General features: G+C 71.5%; 16 protein-coding genes. 10 read left to right on the top strand and 6 right to left on the bottom strand.

From position 1 onward, the window contains the following. Positions 1–9: 9 nt before the first annotated feature. The 3 genes from ACFP3U_RS32240 to ACFP3U_RS32230 all read right to left on the bottom strand — a co-directional run bounded on the left by ACFP3U_RS32240 (position 10) and on the right by ACFP3U_RS32230 (position 2,896). A complete protein-coding gene (locus ACFP3U_RS32240) occupies positions 10–765 on the bottom strand; it encodes an ABC transporter ATP-binding protein (RefSeq protein ID WP_380229299.1) in 756 nt (251 codons plus the stop codon). 266 nt (positions 766–1,031) lie between these two features. Beyond that, positions 1,032–2,426, bottom strand: a complete 1,395-nt coding sequence (locus ACFP3U_RS32235) for an aspartate aminotransferase family protein (protein WP_380229298.1) — start codon at positions 2,424–2,426, stop codon at positions 1,032–1,034. Beyond that, positions 2,423–2,896 carry an Lrp/AsnC family transcriptional regulator gene (locus ACFP3U_RS32230; protein WP_030306695.1) on the bottom strand — a complete coding sequence of 158 codons (474 nt, stop codon included), beginning with the start codon at positions 2,894–2,896 and terminating at the stop codon, positions 2,423–2,425. The genes ACFP3U_RS32235 and ACFP3U_RS32230 overlap by 4 nt, the downstream gene beginning before the upstream one ends. A 299-nt stretch (positions 2,897–3,195) precedes the next feature. Here ACFP3U_RS32230 and ACFP3U_RS32225 point away from each other — a divergent pair, with 299 nt between their 5' ends. After that, positions 3,196–4,641: a gamma-aminobutyraldehyde dehydrogenase gene (locus ACFP3U_RS32225; RefSeq protein ID WP_380229297.1), complete on the top strand. Its 1,446-nt coding sequence runs from the start codon at positions 3,196–3,198 to the stop codon at positions 4,639–4,641. 194 nt (positions 4,642–4,835) lie between these two features. Further along, positions 4,836–6,194 (top strand): aspartate aminotransferase family protein, encoded by a 1,359-nt coding sequence (locus ACFP3U_RS32220; protein ID WP_380229296.1) that lies wholly within the window; start codon positions 4,836–4,838, stop codon positions 6,192–6,194. A 95-nt stretch (positions 6,195–6,289) separates the two neighbouring features. Here the strand turns inward: ACFP3U_RS32220 and ACFP3U_RS32215 are convergent, their stop codons facing one another. Then, on the bottom strand, positions 6,290–7,939 hold the full coding sequence (locus tag ACFP3U_RS32215; protein WP_380229295.1) for a PucR family transcriptional regulator: 1,650 nt from the start codon (positions 7,937–7,939) through the stop codon (positions 6,290–6,292). A 443-nt stretch (positions 7,940–8,382) separates the two neighbouring features. Between ACFP3U_RS32215 and ACFP3U_RS32210 the strand changes: the two genes are divergently transcribed. The 8 genes from ACFP3U_RS32210 to ACFP3U_RS32175 all read left to right on the top strand — a co-directional run bounded on the left by ACFP3U_RS32210 (position 8,383) and on the right by ACFP3U_RS32175 (position 17,363). Further along, on the top strand, positions 8,383–9,894 hold the full coding sequence (locus tag ACFP3U_RS32210) for a gamma-aminobutyraldehyde dehydrogenase (protein ID WP_380229294.1): 1,512 nt from the start codon (positions 8,383–8,385) through the stop codon (positions 9,892–9,894). 53 nt (positions 9,895–9,947) lie between these two features. Further along, positions 9,948–11,204 carry a polyamine ABC transporter substrate-binding protein gene (locus tag ACFP3U_RS32205; RefSeq protein ID WP_380229293.1) on the top strand — a complete coding sequence of 419 codons (1,257 nt, stop codon included), beginning with the start codon at positions 9,948–9,950 and terminating at the stop codon, positions 11,202–11,204. 39 nt (positions 11,205–11,243) lie between these two features. Further along, positions 11,244–12,383: an ABC transporter ATP-binding protein gene (locus tag ACFP3U_RS32200; protein ID WP_380229292.1), complete on the top strand. Its 1,140-nt coding sequence runs from the start codon at positions 11,244–11,246 to the stop codon at positions 12,381–12,383. Next, complete coding sequence (locus ACFP3U_RS32195; protein ID WP_380229291.1) at positions 12,380–13,324, top strand: ABC transporter permease; 945 nt, start codon at positions 12,380–12,382, stop codon at positions 13,322–13,324. The genes ACFP3U_RS32200 and ACFP3U_RS32195 overlap by 4 nt, the downstream gene beginning before the upstream one ends. Continuing rightward, positions 13,324–14,157 (top strand): ABC transporter permease, encoded by an 834-nt coding sequence (locus tag ACFP3U_RS32190; protein ID WP_380229290.1) that lies wholly within the window; start codon positions 13,324–13,326, stop codon positions 14,155–14,157. The genes ACFP3U_RS32195 and ACFP3U_RS32190 overlap by 1 nt, the downstream gene beginning before the upstream one ends. A gap of 181 nt (positions 14,158–14,338) precedes the next feature. Continuing rightward, positions 14,339–14,770, top strand: a complete 432-nt coding sequence (locus tag ACFP3U_RS32185) for a hypothetical protein (protein WP_380229288.1) — start codon at positions 14,339–14,341, stop codon at positions 14,768–14,770. Positions 14,771–14,831: 61 nt separating this feature from the next. After that, entirely contained in the window at positions 14,832–15,665 is an 834-nt protein-coding gene (locus ACFP3U_RS32180; RefSeq protein WP_380229287.1) for a hypothetical protein, read from the top strand. Between the two features lie 174 nt (positions 15,666–15,839). Beyond that, the gene (locus tag ACFP3U_RS32175; protein ID WP_380229286.1) at positions 15,840–17,363 is read left to right on the top strand and encodes a CoA-acylating methylmalonate-semialdehyde dehydrogenase; all 1,524 of its coding nucleotides are present in this window, start codon (positions 15,840–15,842) and stop codon (positions 17,361–17,363) included. 166 nt (positions 17,364–17,529) lie between these two features. On the opposite strand, the gene ACFP3U_RS32170 is transcribed toward ACFP3U_RS32175, so the two are convergent. Together ACFP3U_RS32170 and ACFP3U_RS32165 are read right to left on the bottom strand one after the other, a co-directional pair. Further along, a complete protein-coding gene (locus tag ACFP3U_RS32170; protein ID WP_380229285.1) occupies positions 17,530–18,174 on the bottom strand; it encodes a TetR/AcrR family transcriptional regulator in 645 nt (214 codons plus the stop codon). Positions 18,175–18,292: 118 nt separating this feature from the next. Further along, positions 18,293–18,982, bottom strand: a complete 690-nt coding sequence (locus ACFP3U_RS32165; RefSeq protein WP_380229284.1) for a DUF4166 domain-containing protein — start codon at positions 18,980–18,982, stop codon at positions 18,293–18,295. Positions 18,983–19,325: the final 343 nt, after the last annotated feature.

Genomic DNA, 19,325 nt, shown 5'->3' with positions numbered 1-19,325 from the left:
TCGACTCTTTCAGCGGCCGGCGGCCGGGACGGCGGTGGCCCCGGTCATGCCGGGGGCGGCGGGGCCGCGCGGCACCGGCGCGGCGGGGCCGGTCAGGCGTCCGTCGACGAGGGCGACGGTGCGGTCCGCGTACCGGACGAGCTCGGGGTCGTGGGTGGCCAGCACGAGGGTGAGCTGGTGGGAGCGGGCCGCGCTGGTCAGTATCCGCAGGACCTGCTCGGCGGTCTCGCGGTGCAGCGGTGCGGTGGGGTCGTCGGCGAAGACGACCGGCGGGAGCGGGGCGAGGGCCCGGGCGACGGCGATCCGCTGGCGCTGGCCCTGCACCAGTCGTTCGGGCCGGACCTTGGCGAGCTCGCCGATGTCCAGGCGCTCCAGCCACTCGTCGGCGGCGGTGTACGCGGCCTTGCCGCCGGCGCCGGCCAGCAGCAGGGGCAGCGCGACGTTCTCCCGGGCGGTCAGTTCGGGGACCAGGTGCGGCTCGGAGCCGACGAACCCGAAGCGGTCGCGGCGCAGCCGTTCCCGGCCGGCCCGGCCGAGGGTGTGCACGGGGGAGCTGTTGAACCAGACCTCGCCCTCGTCGACCGGGAGCAGCGCGGAGAGGCAGCCGAGCAGGGTGCTCTTGCCGGAGCCGCGCGGGCCGGTGACGGCGAGGACCTCGCCCTCCCGGACCCCGAGTGAGACGCCGCGCAGCGCGGGGGTGCCCTGGTGGGACTTGACGATCCCCCGGGCCCACAGCACGTCGTTGTCAGGAGGGGCCGCTGACATGAGGTTCCATCCTGGGTGGCCGCAGGGATATGACAGTCGTCAGATTAGAACGATCGGGCCTGGGCGCGGGTGCGGCACACTGGCCCATCCGGGGCAAAACGCCCGGAATCAGGCGTGTTTGATCGACGAGTCGATCGAGAAGCGGTCAGAAGCTGTCGCCGAGCCGCGCCGAGGGGTGCCGCAGGATGCCGAGGGGAACGCCGCAGGGCGGCCCCGCCGAAGCGGGACCGCCCTGTGACGGAGGGTGGGGAGGAGAGTCCGGAAGGTCAGAGCTTCGCCCACGCGTCGGTGAGGCTGGCCCGCAGGATCTGCTCGATCTCGTCGAAGGTCGACTGATTGGCGATCAGCGGCGGGGCCAGCTGGACGACCGGGTCGCCACGGTCGTCGGCGCGGCAGTACAGGCCGTTGTCGAAGAGCGCCTTCGAGAGGAAGCCGTAGAGCACGCGCTCGGTCTCCTCCTCGTTGAAGCTCTCCTTGGTGACCTTGTCCTTCACGAGCTCGATGCCGTAGAAGTAGCCGTTGCCGCGGACGTCGCCGACGATCGGCAGGTCGCGCAGCTTGCTGAGGGTGCCCAGGAAGCGCGACTCGTTGTCGAGCACGTGCTGGTTGAGGCCCTCGCGCTCGAAGATGTCGAGGTTGGCCAGCGCCACAGCCGAGGAGACCGGGTGGCCGGCGAAGGTGTAGCCGTGCAGGAAGGTGTTGTCACCCTTGTAGAACGGCTCGGCGATGCGGTCCGAGATGATCGTCGCGCCGATCGGGGAGTAGCCCGAGGTCATGCCCTTGGCGCAGGTGATCATGTCCGGCACATAGCCGAACTTGTCGGCGCCGAACATGGTGCCGAGGCGGCCGAAGGCGCAGATGACCTCGTCCGAGACCAGCAGGACGTCGTGGCGGTCGCAGATCTCGCGCAGGCGCTGGAAGTAGCCGGGCGGCGGCGGGAAGCAGCCGCCGGCGTTCTGCACCGGCTCGACGAAGACGGCGGCGACGGTCTCGGGGCCCTCGAAGAGGATCGCCTCCTCGACCTGGTCGGCGCACCAGCGGCCGTACGCCTCGGGGTCGACGGTGCCGTCGGGGCCCTCGAGGTAGTGCGGGGCGCGGTAGATGTTGGTGTTCGGGGCCTTGTGGGTGCCCGGCACCAGCGGCTCGAACGGGGCCTTCAGACCCGGCAGGCCGGTGATGGACAGCGCGCCCTGGGGGGTGCCGTGGTAGGCGATGGCGCGGGAGATGACCTTGTACTTGGTCGGCTTGCCGATCAGCTTGAAGTACTGCTTGGCGAGCTTCCAGGCGGTCTCGACGGCCTCGCCGCCGCCGGTGGAGAAGAAGACCTTGTTGAGGTCGCCCGGGGCGTAGTTGGCCAGGCGCTCGGCCAGCTCGACGGCCTTGGGGTGCGCGTAGCTCCAGATCGGGAAGAACGCGAGTTCCTTGGCCTGCTTGGCGGCGACCTCGGCGAGCTCGGCGCGGCCGTGACCGGCCTGCACGACGAACAGGCCGGCCAGGCCGTCGATGTACTTCCGGCCCTTGTCGTCCCAGATGTAGGTGCCTTCGCCCTTGACGATCGTCGGCACAGGGGAGTTCTCGTACGACGACATGCGGGTGAAGTGCATCCACAGGTGGTCGTAGGCGGTCTTGGAAAGGTCCTTCTGGGCCGGGTCGGCTGTCATCGGGTGCCCCAGGTGTAGGTCTGTTTCCGGAGCTTCAGGTAAACGAAGCTCTCGGTGCTCCGCACGCCGGGAAGCGCGCGGATGCGCTTGTTGATCATTTCGAGCAGGTGCTCGTCGTCCTCGCAGACCAGCTCGGCCAGGAGGTCGAACGAGCCGGCGGTGCAGACGACGTAGTCGACCTCGTCGAGGGCGGCCAGCGCGTCGGCGACGGGCTCGATGTCGCCCTCGACCCGGATCCCGACCATCGCCTGGCGGGTGAAGCCGACGGTGAGCGGGTCGGTGACGGCGACGATCTGCATCACGCCCTGGTCGAGCAGCTTCTGGACGCGCTGTCGCACGGCCGCCTCGGACAGGCCGACGGCCTTGCCGATGGCGGCGTACGGGCGGCGCCCGTCCTCCTGGAGCTGCTCGATGATCGCCTTGGAGGCGGCGTCGAGGGGAACGCTGGCGTTCCGGTCGCGGTTGGCCACGCCGCCACTGTGCCCGATCGTTCCCCTGTTCGCAAGCGCGGAAACTGCTGATTTCGTCGCGATCTTGGAAAACCTATGCGGATTTCATCGCCCCTGCGCTATCGGCCTGTCGATAACGGCAGTGATGCGGCTACCCTGGCTGCGGTACGCGCGCGGCCCCGCAGCGCCGCGCGCATTCCGCCAATCAGTGGACCGCGGCACGACCGGCGCGGCCACTCGGCGCCCTTCGTCGGCCGTAGCGACCGACGTACCATGGCGCCGGATTCTGCAATGCCGCAGGCCGAGACCGAGGAGAGACCGTGAGCGACCTTCGCACGCTGCGCAACTACATCAACGGTGAGTTCGTCGATGCGGCCGACGGCCGCACGCTCGACATCGTCGACCCCACCACCGGCGAGGTCTACGCGACGTCCCCGCTGTCCGGTGCCTCCGACGTGGACGCCGCCATGGCCTCCGCCGCGGCCGCGTTCCCGGCCTGGCGCGACTCGACCCCGAGCACCCGGCAGAAGCTGCTGCTGAAGATCGCCGACGCGGTCGAGGCCCGGGCCGACGAGATCGTCGACACCGAGGTGAGCAACACCGGCAAGCCGCGCGGGCTGACCCTCTCCGAGGAGATCGGCCCGATGGTGGACCAGATCCGCTTCTTCGCCGGTGCCGCCCGCCTGCTGGAGGGCAAGTCCGCCGGTGAGTACATGGACGGCATGACCTCCATCGTCCGCCGCGAGCCGGTCGGCGTCTGCGCCCAGGTGGCGCCGTGGAACTACCCGATGATGATGGCCGTCTGGAAGTTCGCCCCGGCCATCGCCGCCGGCAACACCGTGGTGCTGAAGCCCTCCGACACCACCCCGGCCTCCACCGTGCTGCTGGCCGAGATCATCGGCGGCATCCTCAAGGAGCTGGAGCTGCCGGCCGGCGTCTTCAACGTGATCTGCGGCGACCGCGAGACCGGCCGCCTCATGGTCGAGCACCGGACCCCGGCGATGGCCTCCATCACCGGCTCGGTGCGCGCCGGCATGCAGGTCGCCGAGTCCGCCTCCAAGGACGTCAAGCGCGTCCACCTGGAGCTGGGCGGCAAGGCCCCGGTCGTGGTCTTCGAGGACGCCGACATCGCCGAGGCCGTCGAGGGCATCTCGGTGGCGGGCTTCTTCAACGCCGGCCAGGACTGTACCGCCGCCACCCGCGTCCTGGTGCACGAGTCGATCCACGACGCCTTCGTCGAGGCGCTGGCCAAGGCCGCCGCCGAGACCAAGACCGGTGGCGTGGACGACGAGGACGTGCTGTACGGCCCGCTGAACAACGCCAACCAGCTGAAGCAGGTCTCCGGCTTCATCGAGCGCCTGCCGGAGCACGCCAAGGTCGAGGCCGGCGGCCACCGGGTCGGCGACAAGGGCTTCTACTACGCCCCGACCGTCGTCTCCGGCCTGAAGCAGGACGACGAGATCATCCAGAACGAGGTCTTCGGCCCGGTCATCACCGTGCAGAGCTTCTCCGACGAGGAGCAGGCCGTCGACTACGCCAACGGCGTCGAGTTCGCGCTGGCCTCCTCGGTGTGGACCAAGGACCACGCCCGGGCCATGCGGATGTCCCGCCGCCTGGACTTCGGCTGCGTCTGGATCAACACCCACATCCCGCTGGTCGCGGAGATGCCGCACGGTGGCTTCAAGAAGTCCGGCTACGGCAAGGACCTCTCCTCCTACGGCTTCGAGGACTACACCCGTGTGAAGCACGTCATGACCGCGATCTAGCGGGTCGTGACCGTCCGGCGCAGTATGACCGCGATCTAACGATCAGACGGCGTGGTCGGATCGTCGTGCGATCCGACGATGGGCCCGGGTCCCCGTGACCCGGGCCCTGTGCCTTTGCACCCTGTCGGCCCTTCCGGTGACCGGCTGACAGGATGGACCTCCACTTCGCCACGGAGAGTCCCTAGCCTTGCCGCATGAGCATCCCCACCGCTGACTCAGCCGCCGGCCAGGCCGTCAAGGCCGCCGACCGCGCGCACGTCTTCCACTCGTGGTCCGCCCAGGCGCTGATCGACCCCCTCGCGGTGGCCGGCGCCGAGGGCTCGTACTTCTGGGACTACGACGGCAACCGCTACCTCGACTTCTCCTCCCAACTGGTCAACACCAACATCGGGCACCAGCACCCGAAGGTGGTCGCGGCCATCCAGGAGCAGGCGGCGAAGCTCTGCACCATCGCCCCCGGCTTCGCGGTCGAGGCGCGCAGCGAGGCCGCCCGGCTGGTCGCCGAGCGCACCCCGGGCGACCTCGACAAGATCTTCTTCACCAACGGCGGCGCCGAGGCCAACGAGAACGCCATCCGGCTGGCCCGGCTGCACACCGGCCGGCAGAAGGTGCTCGCCACCTACCGCTCGTACCACGGTGCCACCGCCAACGCGATTGCCCTCACCGGCGACCCGCGCCGCTGGGCCAACGAGACCGGTGTCTCCGGCATCGTGCACTTCTGGGGCCCGTACGCCTACCGCTCCAACTTCCACGCCGAGAACGAGGCGCAGGAGTGCGAGCGCGCGCTGGCCCACCTGGAGCAGGTCATCGCCTTCGAGGGCCCCGGCACCGTCGCGGCCGTCATCCTGGAGACCGTGGTCGGCACCGCCGGGATCCTCGTCCCGCCGCCCGGCTACCTGGCCGGCGTCCGGGAGATCTGCGACCGCTACGGCATCGTCTTCATCCTCGACGAGGTGATGGCCGGCTTCGGCCGCACCGGCGAGTGGTTCGCTGCCGACCACTGGGGCGTCACCCCCGACCTGCTGACCTTCGCCAAGGGCGTCAACTCGGGCTACGTCCCGCTCGGCGGCGTGGCGATCAGCGCGGAGATCGCCGCCACCTTCGCGGAGCGGCCGTTCCCGGGCGGGCTCACCTACTCCGGCCACCCGCTGGCCTGTGCCTCGGCCGTCGCCACCCTCACCGCCATGGCGGAGGAGGGCATCGTCGAGAACGCGAAGCACATCGGCGAGACCGTGCTCGGCCCCGGCCTGCGCGAGCTGGCCGAGCGGCACCCGTCCATCGGCGAGGTGCGCGGGCTCGGCGTCTTCTGGGCGCTCGACCTGGTGAAGGACCGCGCCACCCGCGAGCCGCTGGTGCCGTACAACGCGGCTGGCGCCGCCAACGCGCCGATGGCCGAGCTGGCCGCCGCGTGCAAGCAGCGCGGGCTCTGGCCGTTCGTCAACATGAACCGCTTCCACGTCGTGCCGCCCTGCACGGTGACGGAGGAGGAGGCGAAGGCCGGTCTCGCCGTCCTCGACGAGGTGCTGTCGCTGACCGACGAGCACACGGTCTGACCTACCGACAGGACGGCCCCGGACGCGCCCGCGCGCCCGGGGCCGTCCCACGCTCCGGAGGCGTGCTGTCCCGGCCCGTACCGAGGCGGCCGGGGTCAGCGGCGCACGGCGTCCAGCGCGAGCAGGGCGACATGCAGGGAGAGGCAGGACTCGACCTGGTCGAGGTCGACCCCGAGGATCCGCTCGACCTTGTGCAGCCGGTCGTAGAAGGACGGCCGGGACAGGTGCGCGGCGTCCGCCGCCGCCGACTTGTTCCGGCCCTGCTCCAGGTAGATCCGCAGCATCTGCACCAGCTGGCCGTTGTGCTCGGCGTCGAAGGCGAGCAGCGGGCCCAGCTCCCGTTCGACGTAGGTCTGCAGCCGGGCGTCGTCGCGCAGCAGGTGCAGCAGACCGCGCAGCCGCACGTCGGGCAGCCGGTAGTACGACGCGGCCCGGCCGCCGGGCGCGTCGTGCAGCGCGGCGTCGGCGACCTGGGTGGCCTCCAGCAGGGTGCGCCGGGCGTCGCGGACCGAGCCGACCGAGGAGCCGACCGCGACCACCGGCGCGGGCGCGGCCTGGTCCCGGGCCGCCTCGGTGGTCAGCCGGCGCAGCGCCGCGGCGAAGGCGTCCAGCGCGGCGTGCTCGTCCTGCTGGGGGCCGAGCGTGATCAGCACGCCGACGCCCTCGTCGTCCAGCGCGCCGACCAGGGCGGAGAGCCGGCAGGCGCGGACGGCGCTCGCCGCCAGCTCGGTGAAGTCGCGCAGCCTGGCCTGGGCCTCCAGCGCGGCCGGGATCGGACCGCGCCGCTGCCGCAGCACCGCGCCGACCAGCCGCCGCCCCTCCAGCGGGACGCCGAGCGCCTGGGCGCGCAGGGCCACCTCGGAGACGGTCAGCGCGTGGGTGAGGATGCCGGAGAGCAGGGTGCGGTGGGTCTGCCGCTCCAGGCTCTCCCGGTCGCGGACGACGAGCCGGTTGAGCGCCAGGGCGGAGGCGCCGCGCTCCAGCAGCATGGTGAACGGGTGCGGGCCGTCGTCCGGCAGCGGACCGGACTCCTGGGTCAGCACCAGCCGTCCCCAGTCCTGGCCGCGGGCGCCGACCGTGGTGACCAGCCAGCCGCTGCGCGGGTCGTACCCGGTGCGCCCGGGTGGGCGGACCCCGCGCGAGCGCCGTTCCCAGTCCTCCAGCAGCTCGGTCTCCGGCCGGCCGGCGGAGTCGTGGGTCAGCACCTGGTGGGCGAGGTTCTCCAGGACGACCGGGGCACCCGCTATCCGGGCCACCTGGCGGACCACCTCGGACGGTTCGGCGCCCTCCACGACCAGTTCGTTGAAGACCTGGTGGATCGCCTCGGAGGTGCGCAGTTGCTCCAGCTGAGCGTTGACCACCAGGGCGTGCACCGCCTCGGTGACGGCGACGAAGCGTAGTTCGCGGCGGAGCGCGATCAGCGGCAGGCCGCGCTGCTCGGCGGCGTGCACCAGGGCGCGCGGCAGGCTGTCGAAGTAGCGCCGGCCGTACTCGATGACCAGCCCGGCCACGCCGACGTCGGCGAGCTCGCGCACGTACCGGGCCAGCCCCTCGCGGTCCTCGGGCAGGGCGATGCCGGTGCTCAGCACCAGCTCGCCGCCCTGCAGCATGCCGGCAACGTCGGGCAGCTCGCTGACGTGGACCCAGCGGACCGGGCGTTCCAGGTGGTCGGCGCCGGCCACCACCTGGGGGAGGCCGCGGCGCATCACCTCCAGGTCGAGCACGCGGGCGACGGTGGGGAGCATCGCGGGCCTCCAGGGTTCAGAGTGTCAGGGAAATCATCCATCGCGGCGACGACCTGTTGCCCTGATCGAAGCCTTGCACCTTGTAAGGCCCTTTGTGTCGAGATTGCCGAAGTGGGCCTTGTCACGCTCCGGCGGCAGCGGGCATGGTCAGCGGGTCGGCTGTGGCGAAAACACGGCATCACCGTCGGAATCCGTCGCGTAACCAGAAAGCAACAGCGGGATCCCTTGCCGGGGTAACGCACGGCTGCCAGGATCGCGCTCCTCGGTGATCGACCGGACCGGACTCCCCGTACCCCGGACACGGCGACTCGACCGGCCGTCCGACGCCGGTACGGGCCCCGCGGTCGTCGGCACGCGCAACACGACGGAGACCGGCCGACCGGAGCGCCGTACCGGCGGCCCGGCCGCGGGCGACCGAACCACCGGGCACTTGGAGGAACCAGATGGACCTGACCGACTTCGGCGCGGGCGCGCAGTACATCGCGGGCCGGCGGAGCCGGGGGAGCGGTGCGCCTTTCCAGGTCGTCAACCCGGCCGACGGCAGCGTGGTCGAGGAGTTCTCCCTGGCCTCCACCGAGCAGGTCGACGAGGCCGTGGCCGCCGGCCGGGCCGCGCTGCCGGAGTGGTCCGGCGCCACCCCCGGTGCCCGCTCCGAGGCGCTGACCCGGCTGGCCGCCGTCCTCACCGACGCCGCCGCCGACCTCGCCCGGGTGGAGACCGCGCAGACCGGCAAGCCGATCAAGCTCTCCACCGAGTTCGACGTCCCCGGCACCGTCGACAACACCGCCTTCTTCGCGGGGGCCGCCCGCAACCTGGAGGGCAGGGCGGCGGGCGAGTACTCCGGCGACCACACCTCCTACGTGCGGCGCGAGGCGATCGGCGTGGTCGGCTCGATCTCGCCCTGGAACTACCCGCTGCAGATGGCCGCCTGGAAGGTCCTCCCGGCGATCGCGGCCGGCAACACCGTCGTCCTCAAGCCGGCCGAGCTGACCCCGCTGACCTCGCTGATGTTCGCCCGGGCCTGCACCCTGGCCGGCATCCCGGACGGTGTGGTCAACGTCGTCACCGGCGCCGGCCGGGACGCCGGGGAGCACCTGGTGGCGCACCCGGACGTCGCGATGGTCTCCTTCACCGGCTCCACCCCGGTCGGCCGGCGGGTCGCCGAACTCGCCACCGCGACCGTCAAGCGCACCCACCTGGAACTCGGCGGCAAGGCCCCGTTCGTGGTCTTCGACGACGCCGACCTGGACGCCGCGGTGCACGGCGCGGTCGCCGCCTCGCTGATCAACAGCGGCCAGGACTGCACCGCCGCCACCCGCGCCTACGTCCAGCGGCCGCTCTACGACGCCTTCGTGGCCGGCGTGGCCGAGCTGTACGCCGCGATCCGGCTGGGCGACCCGCTCGACCCGCGGACCGACCTCGGCCCACTGGTCTCCTTCACCCACCGCGACCGGGTGGCCGGCTTCGTCGAGCGGGCCCGCGGCTACGCGACCGTGGTCACCGGCGGCGCCGCCCCCGCCAAGGGCCACGACGGCACCGACCTCACCCGCGGCGCCTACTACCGCCCCACCCTGATCACCGGCGCCGCCCAGGACAGCGAGGTCGTCCAGGGCGAGATCTTCGGCCCGATCCTGGTCGTGCTGCCCTTCGACGGCGACGACGAGGGCCTGCGGCTGGCCAACGACACCCCGTACGGCCTGGCCGCCTCCGCCTGGACCGGCAACGTCCACCGCTCCCTGCGGGCCACCCGCGAACTCGCGGCCGGCTGCGTCTGGGTCAACGACCACATCCCGATCATCAGCGAGATGCCGCACGGCGGCTACAAGTCCTCCGGCTACGGCAAGGACATGTCGCAGTACTCGCTGGACGAGTACACCCAGGTCAAGCACGTCATGTTCGACACCACCGCGGTCGCCCGCAAGGACTGGCACCGCACCGTCTTCGGCGACAGATAACCGGACCGGGGTGGTCCCCCCACACCCCCCTCGCCCCCCAGGAGGCCCGTTCCATGGCGTTCAACGAGCTCACCGACGGACTGTCGGAACCGGTCCGCAAGGCCTGGGAACGCAGTCTGACCAGTGGCCGGGCCGCCCTCGGCCGGCGCGCCGTGCTGCGCGCCGCCGCCCTCACCGCCGGCGCGGGCACGCTCGCCGCCTGCGGCATCCCGCCGGCCAGGAACGCCGGCGGGACCGGCGACTCCACCGCGAACGCTGCCCGTGACCTCTCGGACAGCGAGAAGGAGGTGAACTTCTCCAACTGGCCGCTCTACGTCGACACCGACGAGGAGGACAAGGAGAAGCACGGCACCCTGGAGGCCTTCACCGCCGCCACCGGGATCAAGGTCCGGTACACCGAGGACATCAACGACAACGTCGAGTTCTTCGGCAAGGTCAAGCCGCAGCTCGCGGCCGGCCAGGACACCGGCCGCGACCTGGTGGTGCTCACCGACTGGATGGCCGCGCGGATGATCCGCCTCGGCTGGGCGCAGAAGCTCAACCCGGCCAACGTCACCACCGCCATCACCACCGTCGAGTCCCGCTTCCGCGCCCCGGACTGGGACCCGGGCCGGCTCTACAGCTACCCGTGGGCCGGTATCCAGGTGGTCGTCGCCTACAACCGGAAAGCCACCAAGGGGAAGGAGGTCACCAGCGTCGCCCAACTGCTGGAGGACCCGGACCTCAAGGGCCGGGTGACCTTCCTCTCCGAGATGCGCGACAGCATCGGCCTCACCCTGCTGGACATGGGCAAGGACCCGGCGAAGGTCACCGCCGACGACTTCGCCGCCGCCGTCGCCCGCCTGCAGAAGGCCGTCGACAACAAGCAGATCCGCCGCTTCACCGGCAACGACTACGGCCAGGAGCTCTCCTCCGGAGACATCGCCGCCTGCGTCGCCTGGGGCGGCGACCTGATCCAACTGCGCGCCGACAACCCGGACATCGAGTTCGTCATCCCCGAGAAGGGCTTCGTGACCAGCACCGACAACCTGCTGGTGCCGGCCAAGGCCCAGCACAAGACGAACGCCGAGAAGCTGATCGACTTCTACTACCAGCCGAAGATCGCGGCGCAGCTGACCGCGGGCATCGGCTACGTCTCCGCCGTCACCGGCGTGAAGGAGGAGCTGGCCGCCATCGCCCCGGACAGCGCGGCCAACCCGCTGGTCGTCCCCACCCCCGAGATGGCGGCCAAGGCGCACGTCTTCCGGAGCCTCACCGAGACCGAGGAGAGCGACTTCGAGGAGAAGTTCTCCAAGCTCATCGGCGCCTGACCCCCCTTGACGGCAGAGAGACCCGGAGAGACACCACCCATGACAGAGCAGCAGAGTTCCGCGGCCGCCGGCGACGTCCGCCTCACCGGCATCGGCAAGACCTACGGCTCCTTCACCGCCGTCCACCCGCTGGACCTGACCGTCCCCCAGGGCTCCTTCTTCGCCCTGCTCGGCGCCTCCGGCTGCGGCAAGACCACCACCCTGCGGATGATCGCCGGCCTGGAGGAGCCCACCAGTGGCACCGTCCTGATCGGCGGCCAGGACGTCACCGCCCTCCCCCCGTACAAGCGGCCGGTGAACACCGTCTTCCAGAGCTACGCGCTCTTCCCGCACCTCGACATCTTCGAGAACGTCGCCTTCGGCCTGCGCCGGCGCGGCAGGAAGGACGTCAGGAAGCAGGTCGACGAGATGCTCGAACTCGTCGAACTCGGCCCGTACGCCCGACGCAAGCCGCACCAGCTCTCCGGCGGCCAGCAGCAGCGCGTCGCGGTCGCCCGCGCGCTCATCAACCACCCGCAGGTGCTGCTCCTCGACGAACCGCTCGGCGCCCTCGACCTCAAACTCCGCCGCCAGATGCAGCTGGAGCTCAAGCGGATCCAGACCGAGGTCGGCATCACCTTCGTGCACGTCACCCACGACCAGGAGGAGGCCATGACCATGGCCGACACCATCGCGGTGATGAACGGCGGCCGGGTCGAACAGCTCGGCGCCCCCGCCGAGCTCTACGAGCACCCCGCCACCACCTTCGTGGCCAACTTCCTCGGCCAGTCCAACCTGCTGCCCGCCGACGTCACCGGCGGCGCCGGCGAGGACCTGCTGCTCACCGCCGCCGGAGCCCGGCTCACCGTGCCGCGGGCGCGCTGCGCCACCGACGCCAAGCGGGTCCACCTCGGCGTCCGGCCGGAGAAGATCACCATCCAGCACGGCTCCACCGAGGTCGCCGAAGGCCGCAACCGGCTGGCCGGCACCGTCGTCGACTCCAGCTTCATCGGTGTCTCCACCCAGTACCTGGTGCGCACCGAAGGCGGCCAGGAGGTCACCGTCTTCGAACAGAACATGGAACGCGACGCCAGGATCGTCCCCGGCGCCCCCGTCGTCCTGCACTGGAACCCGGCCCACTCCTTCGCCCTGGACGCCGCCCAGGCGATCGACGCGGGCACCGGGGAGGCGGCGGCATGACCACCACCACCCCCGCGGCGCCGCCGCAGGCCGTCCCCCCCGACGGCGGCACCCCCGCGCCGCCGGCCGCGCGGAGCCGCCGCCGGTTCACCCCGTACTGGCTGCTGCTGCCCGGCGTCGCCTGGCTGGTCGTCTTCTTCGCGGTGCCGATGGTCTACCAGGCCTCCACCTCGCTGCAGACCGGCTCGCTGGAGGACGGCTTCCGCGTCACCTGGCACCTCGCCACCTACTGGGACGCCCTGGTCGAGTACAAGTGGCACTTCGTCCGCTCGTTCGGCTACGCCGCCACCGCCACCGTGCTCTGCCTCGCCGTCGGCTACCCGCTCGCCTACACCATCGCCTTCCGGACGAGCCGGCGCTGGCGCAGCGTGCTGCTGATCCTGGTCATCGCGCCGTTCTTCACCAGCTTCCTGATCCGCACCCTGGCCTGGAAGACCATCCTCTCGGACGGCGGCCCGGTGGTCGGCGCACTCAACACGCTGCACGTCCTGGACGTCACCAGCGCCCTCGGCCTCACCTCCGGCGACCGCGTGCTGGCCACCCCGCTCGCCGTGGTCTGCGGCCTCACCTACAACTTCCTGCCGTTCATGATCCTGCCGCTGTACACCTCGCTGGAACGGATCGACCCGCGCCTGCACGAGGCCGCCGGGGACCTCTACGCCCGCCCGTTCACCACCTTCCGCAAGGTCACCTTCCCGATCTCCCTCCCCGGCGTGGTCGCGGGCACGCTGCTGACCTTCATCCCCGCCTCCGGCGACTACATCAACGCCCAGCTGCTGGGCTCGCCGAGCGAGCAGATGGTCGGCAACGGCATCCAGAAGCAGTTCCTGAACGTGCTCGACTACCCCACGGCCGCCGCGCTCAGCTTCATCCTGATGGCCCTGATCCTGGGCATGGTGACGGTCTACATGCGCAAGGCCGGGACGGAGGAACTGGTCTGATGTCCCGAACCCTGACGTCCCGAGCCCTGATGTCCCGGGTCCTGATGTGGATCCGCGGCCACCTGGTGGTGCTGGCCGGCCTGCTGGCCCTGGCCTACCTGGTGCTGCCCAACCTGGTGGTCCTCGCCTTCTCGTTCAACAAGCCGGTCGGCAAGTTCAACTACGAGTGGAACGAGTTCTCCACCGACGCCTGGACCGACCCCTGCGGCGTCGCCGACATGTGCCAGTCGCTCTCGCTGAGCCTCCAGGTCGCGGTCCTCGCCACCCTCGGCGCCACCGTGCTCGGCACCATGGTCGCCTTCGCGCTGGCCCGCTACCGCTTCCGCGGCCGCTCCGCCACCACCGCGATGATCTTCCTGCCGATGGCCATGCCCGAGGTGGTCATGGCCGCCTCGCTCGGCACGCTCTTCCTCAACATGCGCATCCCGTTCGGCTTCACCACCATCCTCATCGCGCACATCATGTTCTGCCTGAGCTTCGTGGTGACGGCGGTCAAGGCGCGCGTGATGAGCATGGACCCGAGGCTCGAACAGGCCGCCCAGGACCTCTACGCCACCCCGACCCAGACCTTCCTGCGGGTCACCCTGCCGCTCGCCGCCCCCGGCATCGCGGCCGGCGCGCTGCTCAGCTTCGCGCTCTCCTTCGACGACTTCATCATCACCCAGTTCAACTCGGGCCCGACCACGGTCACCTTCCCGATGTTCGTCTGGGGCGCCTCGCAGCGCGGCATCCCGGTCCAGGTGAACGTCATCGGCACCGCGATGTTCATCGCCGCCGTCGTGCTCACCGTGGCCGGCCAGTGGCTCGGGAACCGCCGGAAGGCCGCCGCCTGACCGCCCCGGCCGCCCTCCCCCCCCGGTACGTCGGGAGGGCGGCCGACAGCTCCGTCCATGTGCGGAAAGGAGCGCGACCCGTGTAAGAGAGACCCGCCGTTCGCCTCTCGATGGTGACGGCGGGTCTTCGCATGCCCCGCCGCGCCATCGAACGCGCCGACGCGCAGAACGGGGACCGCACATGGCGACCACCGGACTCGACTGGCTCGCCCAGGCCGCACCGGACCCGCAGGCCTTCCGGGCCCAGTGGGAACGCACCGGCCTCGGCCTGGTCCTGCTCCCGGCCGGACGGCGCTGGGACGTCCTCTCGGTACCCGGCCGGCTCGGCCGCCCGGTCGTCGAACTACTCGGCACCGGTTCCTGCGGACCGGTCCTCGCCGACTTCGGCGACGAGCACATCGGCTTCCTGGTGCCCGTCGGCACCGCCGCCCGCTGGCTCGGCACCGGCGTGCGCTGCGCCGGGGAGGGCACCTGGATCGTCGTCCCCCACCCCGGCCGGCGCAGCCGGGGCGTGCGCTGGCTCGTCCCACCCGACGGCTCCGGACGGCTCAACGACCCCGTCGTCCTGGAACTCGCCCTGCACGAGGCGGCCGCCGGACTCGGCGACTGGTGAGCGCCCCGTCGCGGCCGGGCCGCCGGGAGCGCCGGACACGGCGGCGCGCCAGACTGGAGGCGTGACCACCGTCCCGGACGCCGTCGACCCGTCCCTCCACCCGGGCCCGGCCCAGCTGCGTCTCGCCGAGCTGGCCCGGCCCGTGTGCGACCGGCACGGCCTCGCCCTCGCCGGTGGGCACGCCCTGCGTGCCCACGGCGTCCCGGCCTGCGACCAGGACGGTCTCACCCTGGTGGCCACCGGGACCGCCGACCTGCCCCGGGCCGCCGCGGACCTGGCGGGGGCCTACCGGTCGGCGGGCGGTGTCGTCGCCGAGCGTCCCGGGACGCCCCGGCTGGAGCAGTTCTCCGTCCGGCTCGCCCTGGGCGGGCGGTCGCACACCGTCGAACTGCGCAAGGAACCGCTGGGCCACCGCCCGGTCCCGCTCGACCTCGCCGGGACGCCCGAGGACCCGGTGGTGGTGGCGGCCGTCGCCCTGGAGGACGCCGCCGCGCTGACCACCGCGCTGCTCGTCGACCGGGCCATGCCCCGCGACCTGATCGACGTCCACGCGCTCACCGCCTGCTACCGGGAGGGCGAACTGCTCGCGCTGGCCACCGGGCTGGACGCCGAGTTCCAGCCCGCCGCGCTCGCCGACCGGCTGGAGACCCTGGCCGAGGCCGCCGACGGCCGGTTCCGGGCGCGCGGCCTGCCCGTCGACGAGGTCGACGGCCTGAAGCGGTGGGCGCTGGCCTGGGCCCAGGACCTCCGGCTGGACCTCCTGGAGACCCAGGAAGCCCCGGACGGCCTGCACGATCCGTACCTGGAGGACCTGGAGTACCTGGAGGACATGGAAGCAGGGGAGGACGACGAGGGCGGAGGCCCCGGAAGAGCCCCCCTTCCGTACGACCTGTAAGGCTGAATCCTCAATCCCCGTCAGCCTGTTCGTTGAGGCCGACCCGACCGCCCAGCAGACTGGACGAGTGAGCGCGCGGTAGCCCCGTGACCTCGCCGCCCCCGTCCCGTGCGGGCGGCGTCACACAAGGGACCGGTGGCGTCAGGCCGCCCGGACTTCGGAGGCAGACGGACCTTGAGCAAGCACATCACCCACTGGATCGGCGGCCGCCCGGTCGTCACCGCCGGTGCCGCGCCCCGTCGCGGTGACATCTTCGACCCGGCCACCGGCCAGGTCACGGGCCAGGTCGACTTCGCCGAGGTCGCGGAGGTCGACCAGGCGGTGGCCGCCGCAGCCTCGGCCTTCGCCGAGTGGCGCACCGCCTCGATCGCCAAGCGCACCACGGTGCTCTTCGCCTTCCGCGAGCTGCTCAACGCCCGCAAGGACGAGCTGGCGTCGATCGTCGTCGCCGAGCACGGCAAGGTGCACTCCGACGCGCTCGGCGAGATCGCCCGCGGCCTGGAGGTCGTCGAGTACGCCTGCGGCATTCCGCAGCTGCTCAAGGGCGGCTTCACCGAGCAGGCCTCGACCGGGATCGACGTCTACTCGATCCGCCAGCCGCTCGGCCCGGTCGCGATCATCTCGCCGTTCAACTTCCCGGCCATGGTGCCGATGTGGTTCTTCCCGATCGCCATCGCGGCCGGCAACACCGTGGTGGTCAAGCCGTCCGAGAAGGACCCGTCCGCCGCCAACTTCCTGGCCGGGCTGTGGAAGGAGGCCGGCCTGCCGGACGGCGTCTTCAACGTCGTGCACGGCGACAAGGTCGCGGTGGACCGCCTGCTGGAGCACCCCGACATCAAGTCGGTCAGCTTCGTCGGCTCCACGCCGATCGCCCGCTACGTCTACGAGACCGGTACCCGCTACGGCAAGCGCGTCCAGGCCCTCGGCGGCGCCAAGAACCACATGCTCGTCCTGCCGGACGCCGACCTCGACCTGAGCGCCGACGCCGCCGTCAACGCCGGCTTCGGCGCGGCCGGCGAGCGCTGCATGGCCGTCTCCGTCCTGGTCGCGGTCGACCCGATCGGCGACGAACTGGTCGAGAAGATCAGGGAGCGGGTCGCCACCCTGACCGTCGGCCCCGGCTGCAACGGCGAGTCCGAGATGGGCCCGCTGGTCACCGGCCAGCACCGGGACAAGGTCACCTCCTACGTGGAGTCCGGTCTCGCCGACGGCGCCGAGCTGGCCGTCGACGGCCGCAAGCACCAGATCACCGCCGAGGACCGCAACGGCACGCCGACCGCGGACGGCTTCTGGCTCGGCCCCACGCTGTTCGACCACGTGAAGCCCGGCATGTCCGTCTACAACGACGAGATCTTCGGCCCGGTCCTCTCCGTGGTGCGGGTCGCCTCCTACGAGGAGGGCCTCGCCCTCATCAACGCGAACCCGTACGGCAACGGCACCGCCATCTTCACCAACGACGGCGGCGCGGCCCGGCGCTTCCAGTACGAGGTCGAGGTCGGCATGGTCGGCATCAACGTGCCGATCCCGGTCCCGGTCGCCTACTACTCCTTCGGCGGCTGGAAGGCCTCGCTGTTCGGCGACACCCACGCCTACGGCCAGGACGGTGTGCAGTTCTTCACCCGCGGCAAGGCGGTCACCCAGCGCTGGCTGGACCCGTCGCACGGCGGCATCAACCTGGGCTTCCCGACCAACGACTGAGCCTGCGCTCCGGGGCCCCACCCCCGGAGCCGACGGCCGGGCCTCTTCCCCTTGGAGGTCCGGCCGTCGTGCTTCCTTGCGGTGCCTCCGGGCTTCCGCGGTCCGTCGGCGGCGGCGTGTCGGCCGTGGTGCGCCGGCCGTGGTGCGCCGGCCGGGCGGCGCGGGCTCAGACGGGCGCGCCGTTGCGGCCGACCTCGCGCCGTACCTTGGCCCGGACCGCCCGGGACACCACCGGCCCGAGTCCGTCCACCACCTCGACCAGCACACCCAGCCGGTCGAGGGCCGTGAAGGCCGCTGCCGCCGCCTGCGGGTCCACGCCCTCGTAGAGCTCCAGACCGACGAACGCCCCGGTCACCGTGCGGGCCAGCCCGGGGAGGTCGAGGAACTCGGCGAGCGGGTGATCGGCGAAGAGCCGGTCCAGAACCCGCTCGATCTCCTCCGTCCACATCCGCAGGGCGCCGGCCGACGCCTCGGCGAGCTGCGGCTGCCCGGTCGAACCGGCCAGGAACTGCCCGAGCAGGGCGACGTTCCCGTTGGCGCGCTCCTGCGCGTGCAGCCCCTGCCCGAGGCTCAGCAGTTCGCGCAGCGAGCCCGCCGCCGCGAAATGCGGCCGGTACTGCTCCAGCCGCTGCGCGGTCTCGCGCAGCGCCGCCGCCGCCAGCAGCCCCTCGACCGTCTTGAAGTGGTAGAACACCAGCGCCTGGTTGGCCCCGGCCTCGCCGGCGATGCCGCGCGCGGAGACGCCGGCGATTCCCTGCCGTTTGAGCACGCTGATGGCAGCCTCCATCAGCCGCTCGCGTGTGTCGCTCATGCGGGGCAGCGTAGCGGCCCTGCGTCGGCGCCCGGCCGTCCTCTCGTTCACGGGGCCCGGCCCGTGCGGGGCTGCCCGTTGCTCACGGTGCTCCGCTTGCCCAGGATGTCCCGCCGGCTCATGCGCGGGCGGACTCCCGGACCGGGCGGACGTGGTTCGGGATCCCCTCGGCAGCGACCGCCGGGTACTCGGCGGTGAACCAGCCCTGGTACCCCATCACCAGGCCGACCAGCGGGTTGGTCACCCGGACCTGGATGCGGAATCGCCCGGCCTCGTCGTCGAACCACTCGTGCAGGTCCGCCCGGCCGGGCAGCACCGACGGCCAGCGCGGCGAGCCCGGGAGCCCGGTGAGCCGCTGCTCGCCCGACGAGATCACCAGGCCGCCCCGGGCGGTGACCCGCGGGTGGAGGTCGACCGCGAGGTGCTGATGCGTGCCCAGGAAGTCGACGACCGTACCCGGCCGGTCGTGCGAACCGATCATGGTCGCGTCGAAGCGGCGGGGCCGGGTGAACTGGAAGGTCCGCACGAAGGTGACGGTCTCGCGGCCGAAGCCGTCCCGGTAGGCGTAGTTGGCGATGGTGAAGGGCACGTTCCGTCCCTGCTCCGGGAAGAGGATGTTCTGCCGGCTGCCGATCCTCAGGAACGGCGCCAGCCAGTCGGCCCCCCTGCGGATGCGATCCATCCGCCCGGTGCCGATGCAGGCGATGCCGTCCTCACTGGAGAAGCCGAAACGACGCTGCAGCTGGGGGTGCAGGCGGTCGAAGGACCATGAATGTCCCCCAAGGTGAGTGTTTGAGCGATTGCTCAAGTGCGATGGCGACATGGTGGCAGATGGTTGAGCAGTCGCTCAAGAGCCCTTGTGAGGCGACCGGCGGCCCGAGGCATTTGCATCGGCCGGTCGATCGGCGTAGTGTTCCCTAGTCGCTCGGCAGGGAGCGCCGGACACGCGTTTGCGTGGCTGTCCCGGGGCGGCCAATCCTTGGAAACACCACTTCCCAGTTCGGGCTGGGTCGCTTCCTGCCTTTTTTGGCTTTGCGGCCCGGATCTGTTTTGGCGTGTCCGTTTATATGGATTGCGGCTGGATTCGCTTTTCGGAGCGGGGATCGGCTAGAGTTTGAAACGTCGAACGGGGCGTCAAGCCGCAGAAGACA

This window comes from Kitasatospora misakiensis, assembly GCF_042656005.1.
Classification (GTDB): Bacteria; Actinomycetota; Actinomycetes; order Streptomycetales; family Streptomycetaceae; genus Kitasatospora; species Kitasatospora misakiensis.
This window is presented reverse-complemented; position numbering and strand designations above follow the sequence as displayed.

Coding starts and splice junctions, on each gene's coding strand:
- ACFP3U_RS32235 (WP_380229298.1), bottom strand. CDS start 2,426: ATGACAGCCGACCCGGCCCAGAAGGACCTTTCCAAGACCGCCTACGAC.
- ACFP3U_RS32170 (WP_380229285.1), bottom strand. CDS start 18,174: ATGAGCGACACACGCGAGCGGCTGATGGAGGCTGCCATCAGCGTGCTC.
- ACFP3U_RS32185 (WP_380229288.1), top strand. CDS start 14,339: ATGGCGACCACCGGACTCGACTGGCTCGCCCAGGCCGCACCGGACCCG.
- ACFP3U_RS32210 (WP_380229294.1), top strand. CDS start 8,383: ATGGACCTGACCGACTTCGGCGCGGGCGCGCAGTACATCGCGGGCCGG.
- ACFP3U_RS32240 (WP_380229299.1), bottom strand. CDS start 765: ATGTCAGCGGCCCCTCCTGACAACGACGTGCTGTGGGCCCGGGGGATC.
- ACFP3U_RS32220 (WP_380229296.1), top strand. CDS start 4,836: ATGAGCATCCCCACCGCTGACTCAGCCGCCGGCCAGGCCGTCAAGGCC.
- ACFP3U_RS32195 (WP_380229291.1), top strand. CDS start 12,380: ATGACCACCACCACCCCCGCGGCGCCGCCGCAGGCCGTCCCCCCCGAC.
- ACFP3U_RS32190 (WP_380229290.1), top strand. CDS start 13,324: ATGTCCCGAACCCTGACGTCCCGAGCCCTGATGTCCCGGGTCCTGATG.
- ACFP3U_RS32205 (WP_380229293.1), top strand. CDS start 9,948: ATGGCGTTCAACGAGCTCACCGACGGACTGTCGGAACCGGTCCGCAAG.
- ACFP3U_RS32200 (WP_380229292.1), top strand. CDS start 11,244: ATGACAGAGCAGCAGAGTTCCGCGGCCGCCGGCGACGTCCGCCTCACC.
- ACFP3U_RS32215 (WP_380229295.1), bottom strand. CDS start 7,939: ATGCTCCCCACCGTCGCCCGCGTGCTCGACCTGGAGGTGATGCGCCGC.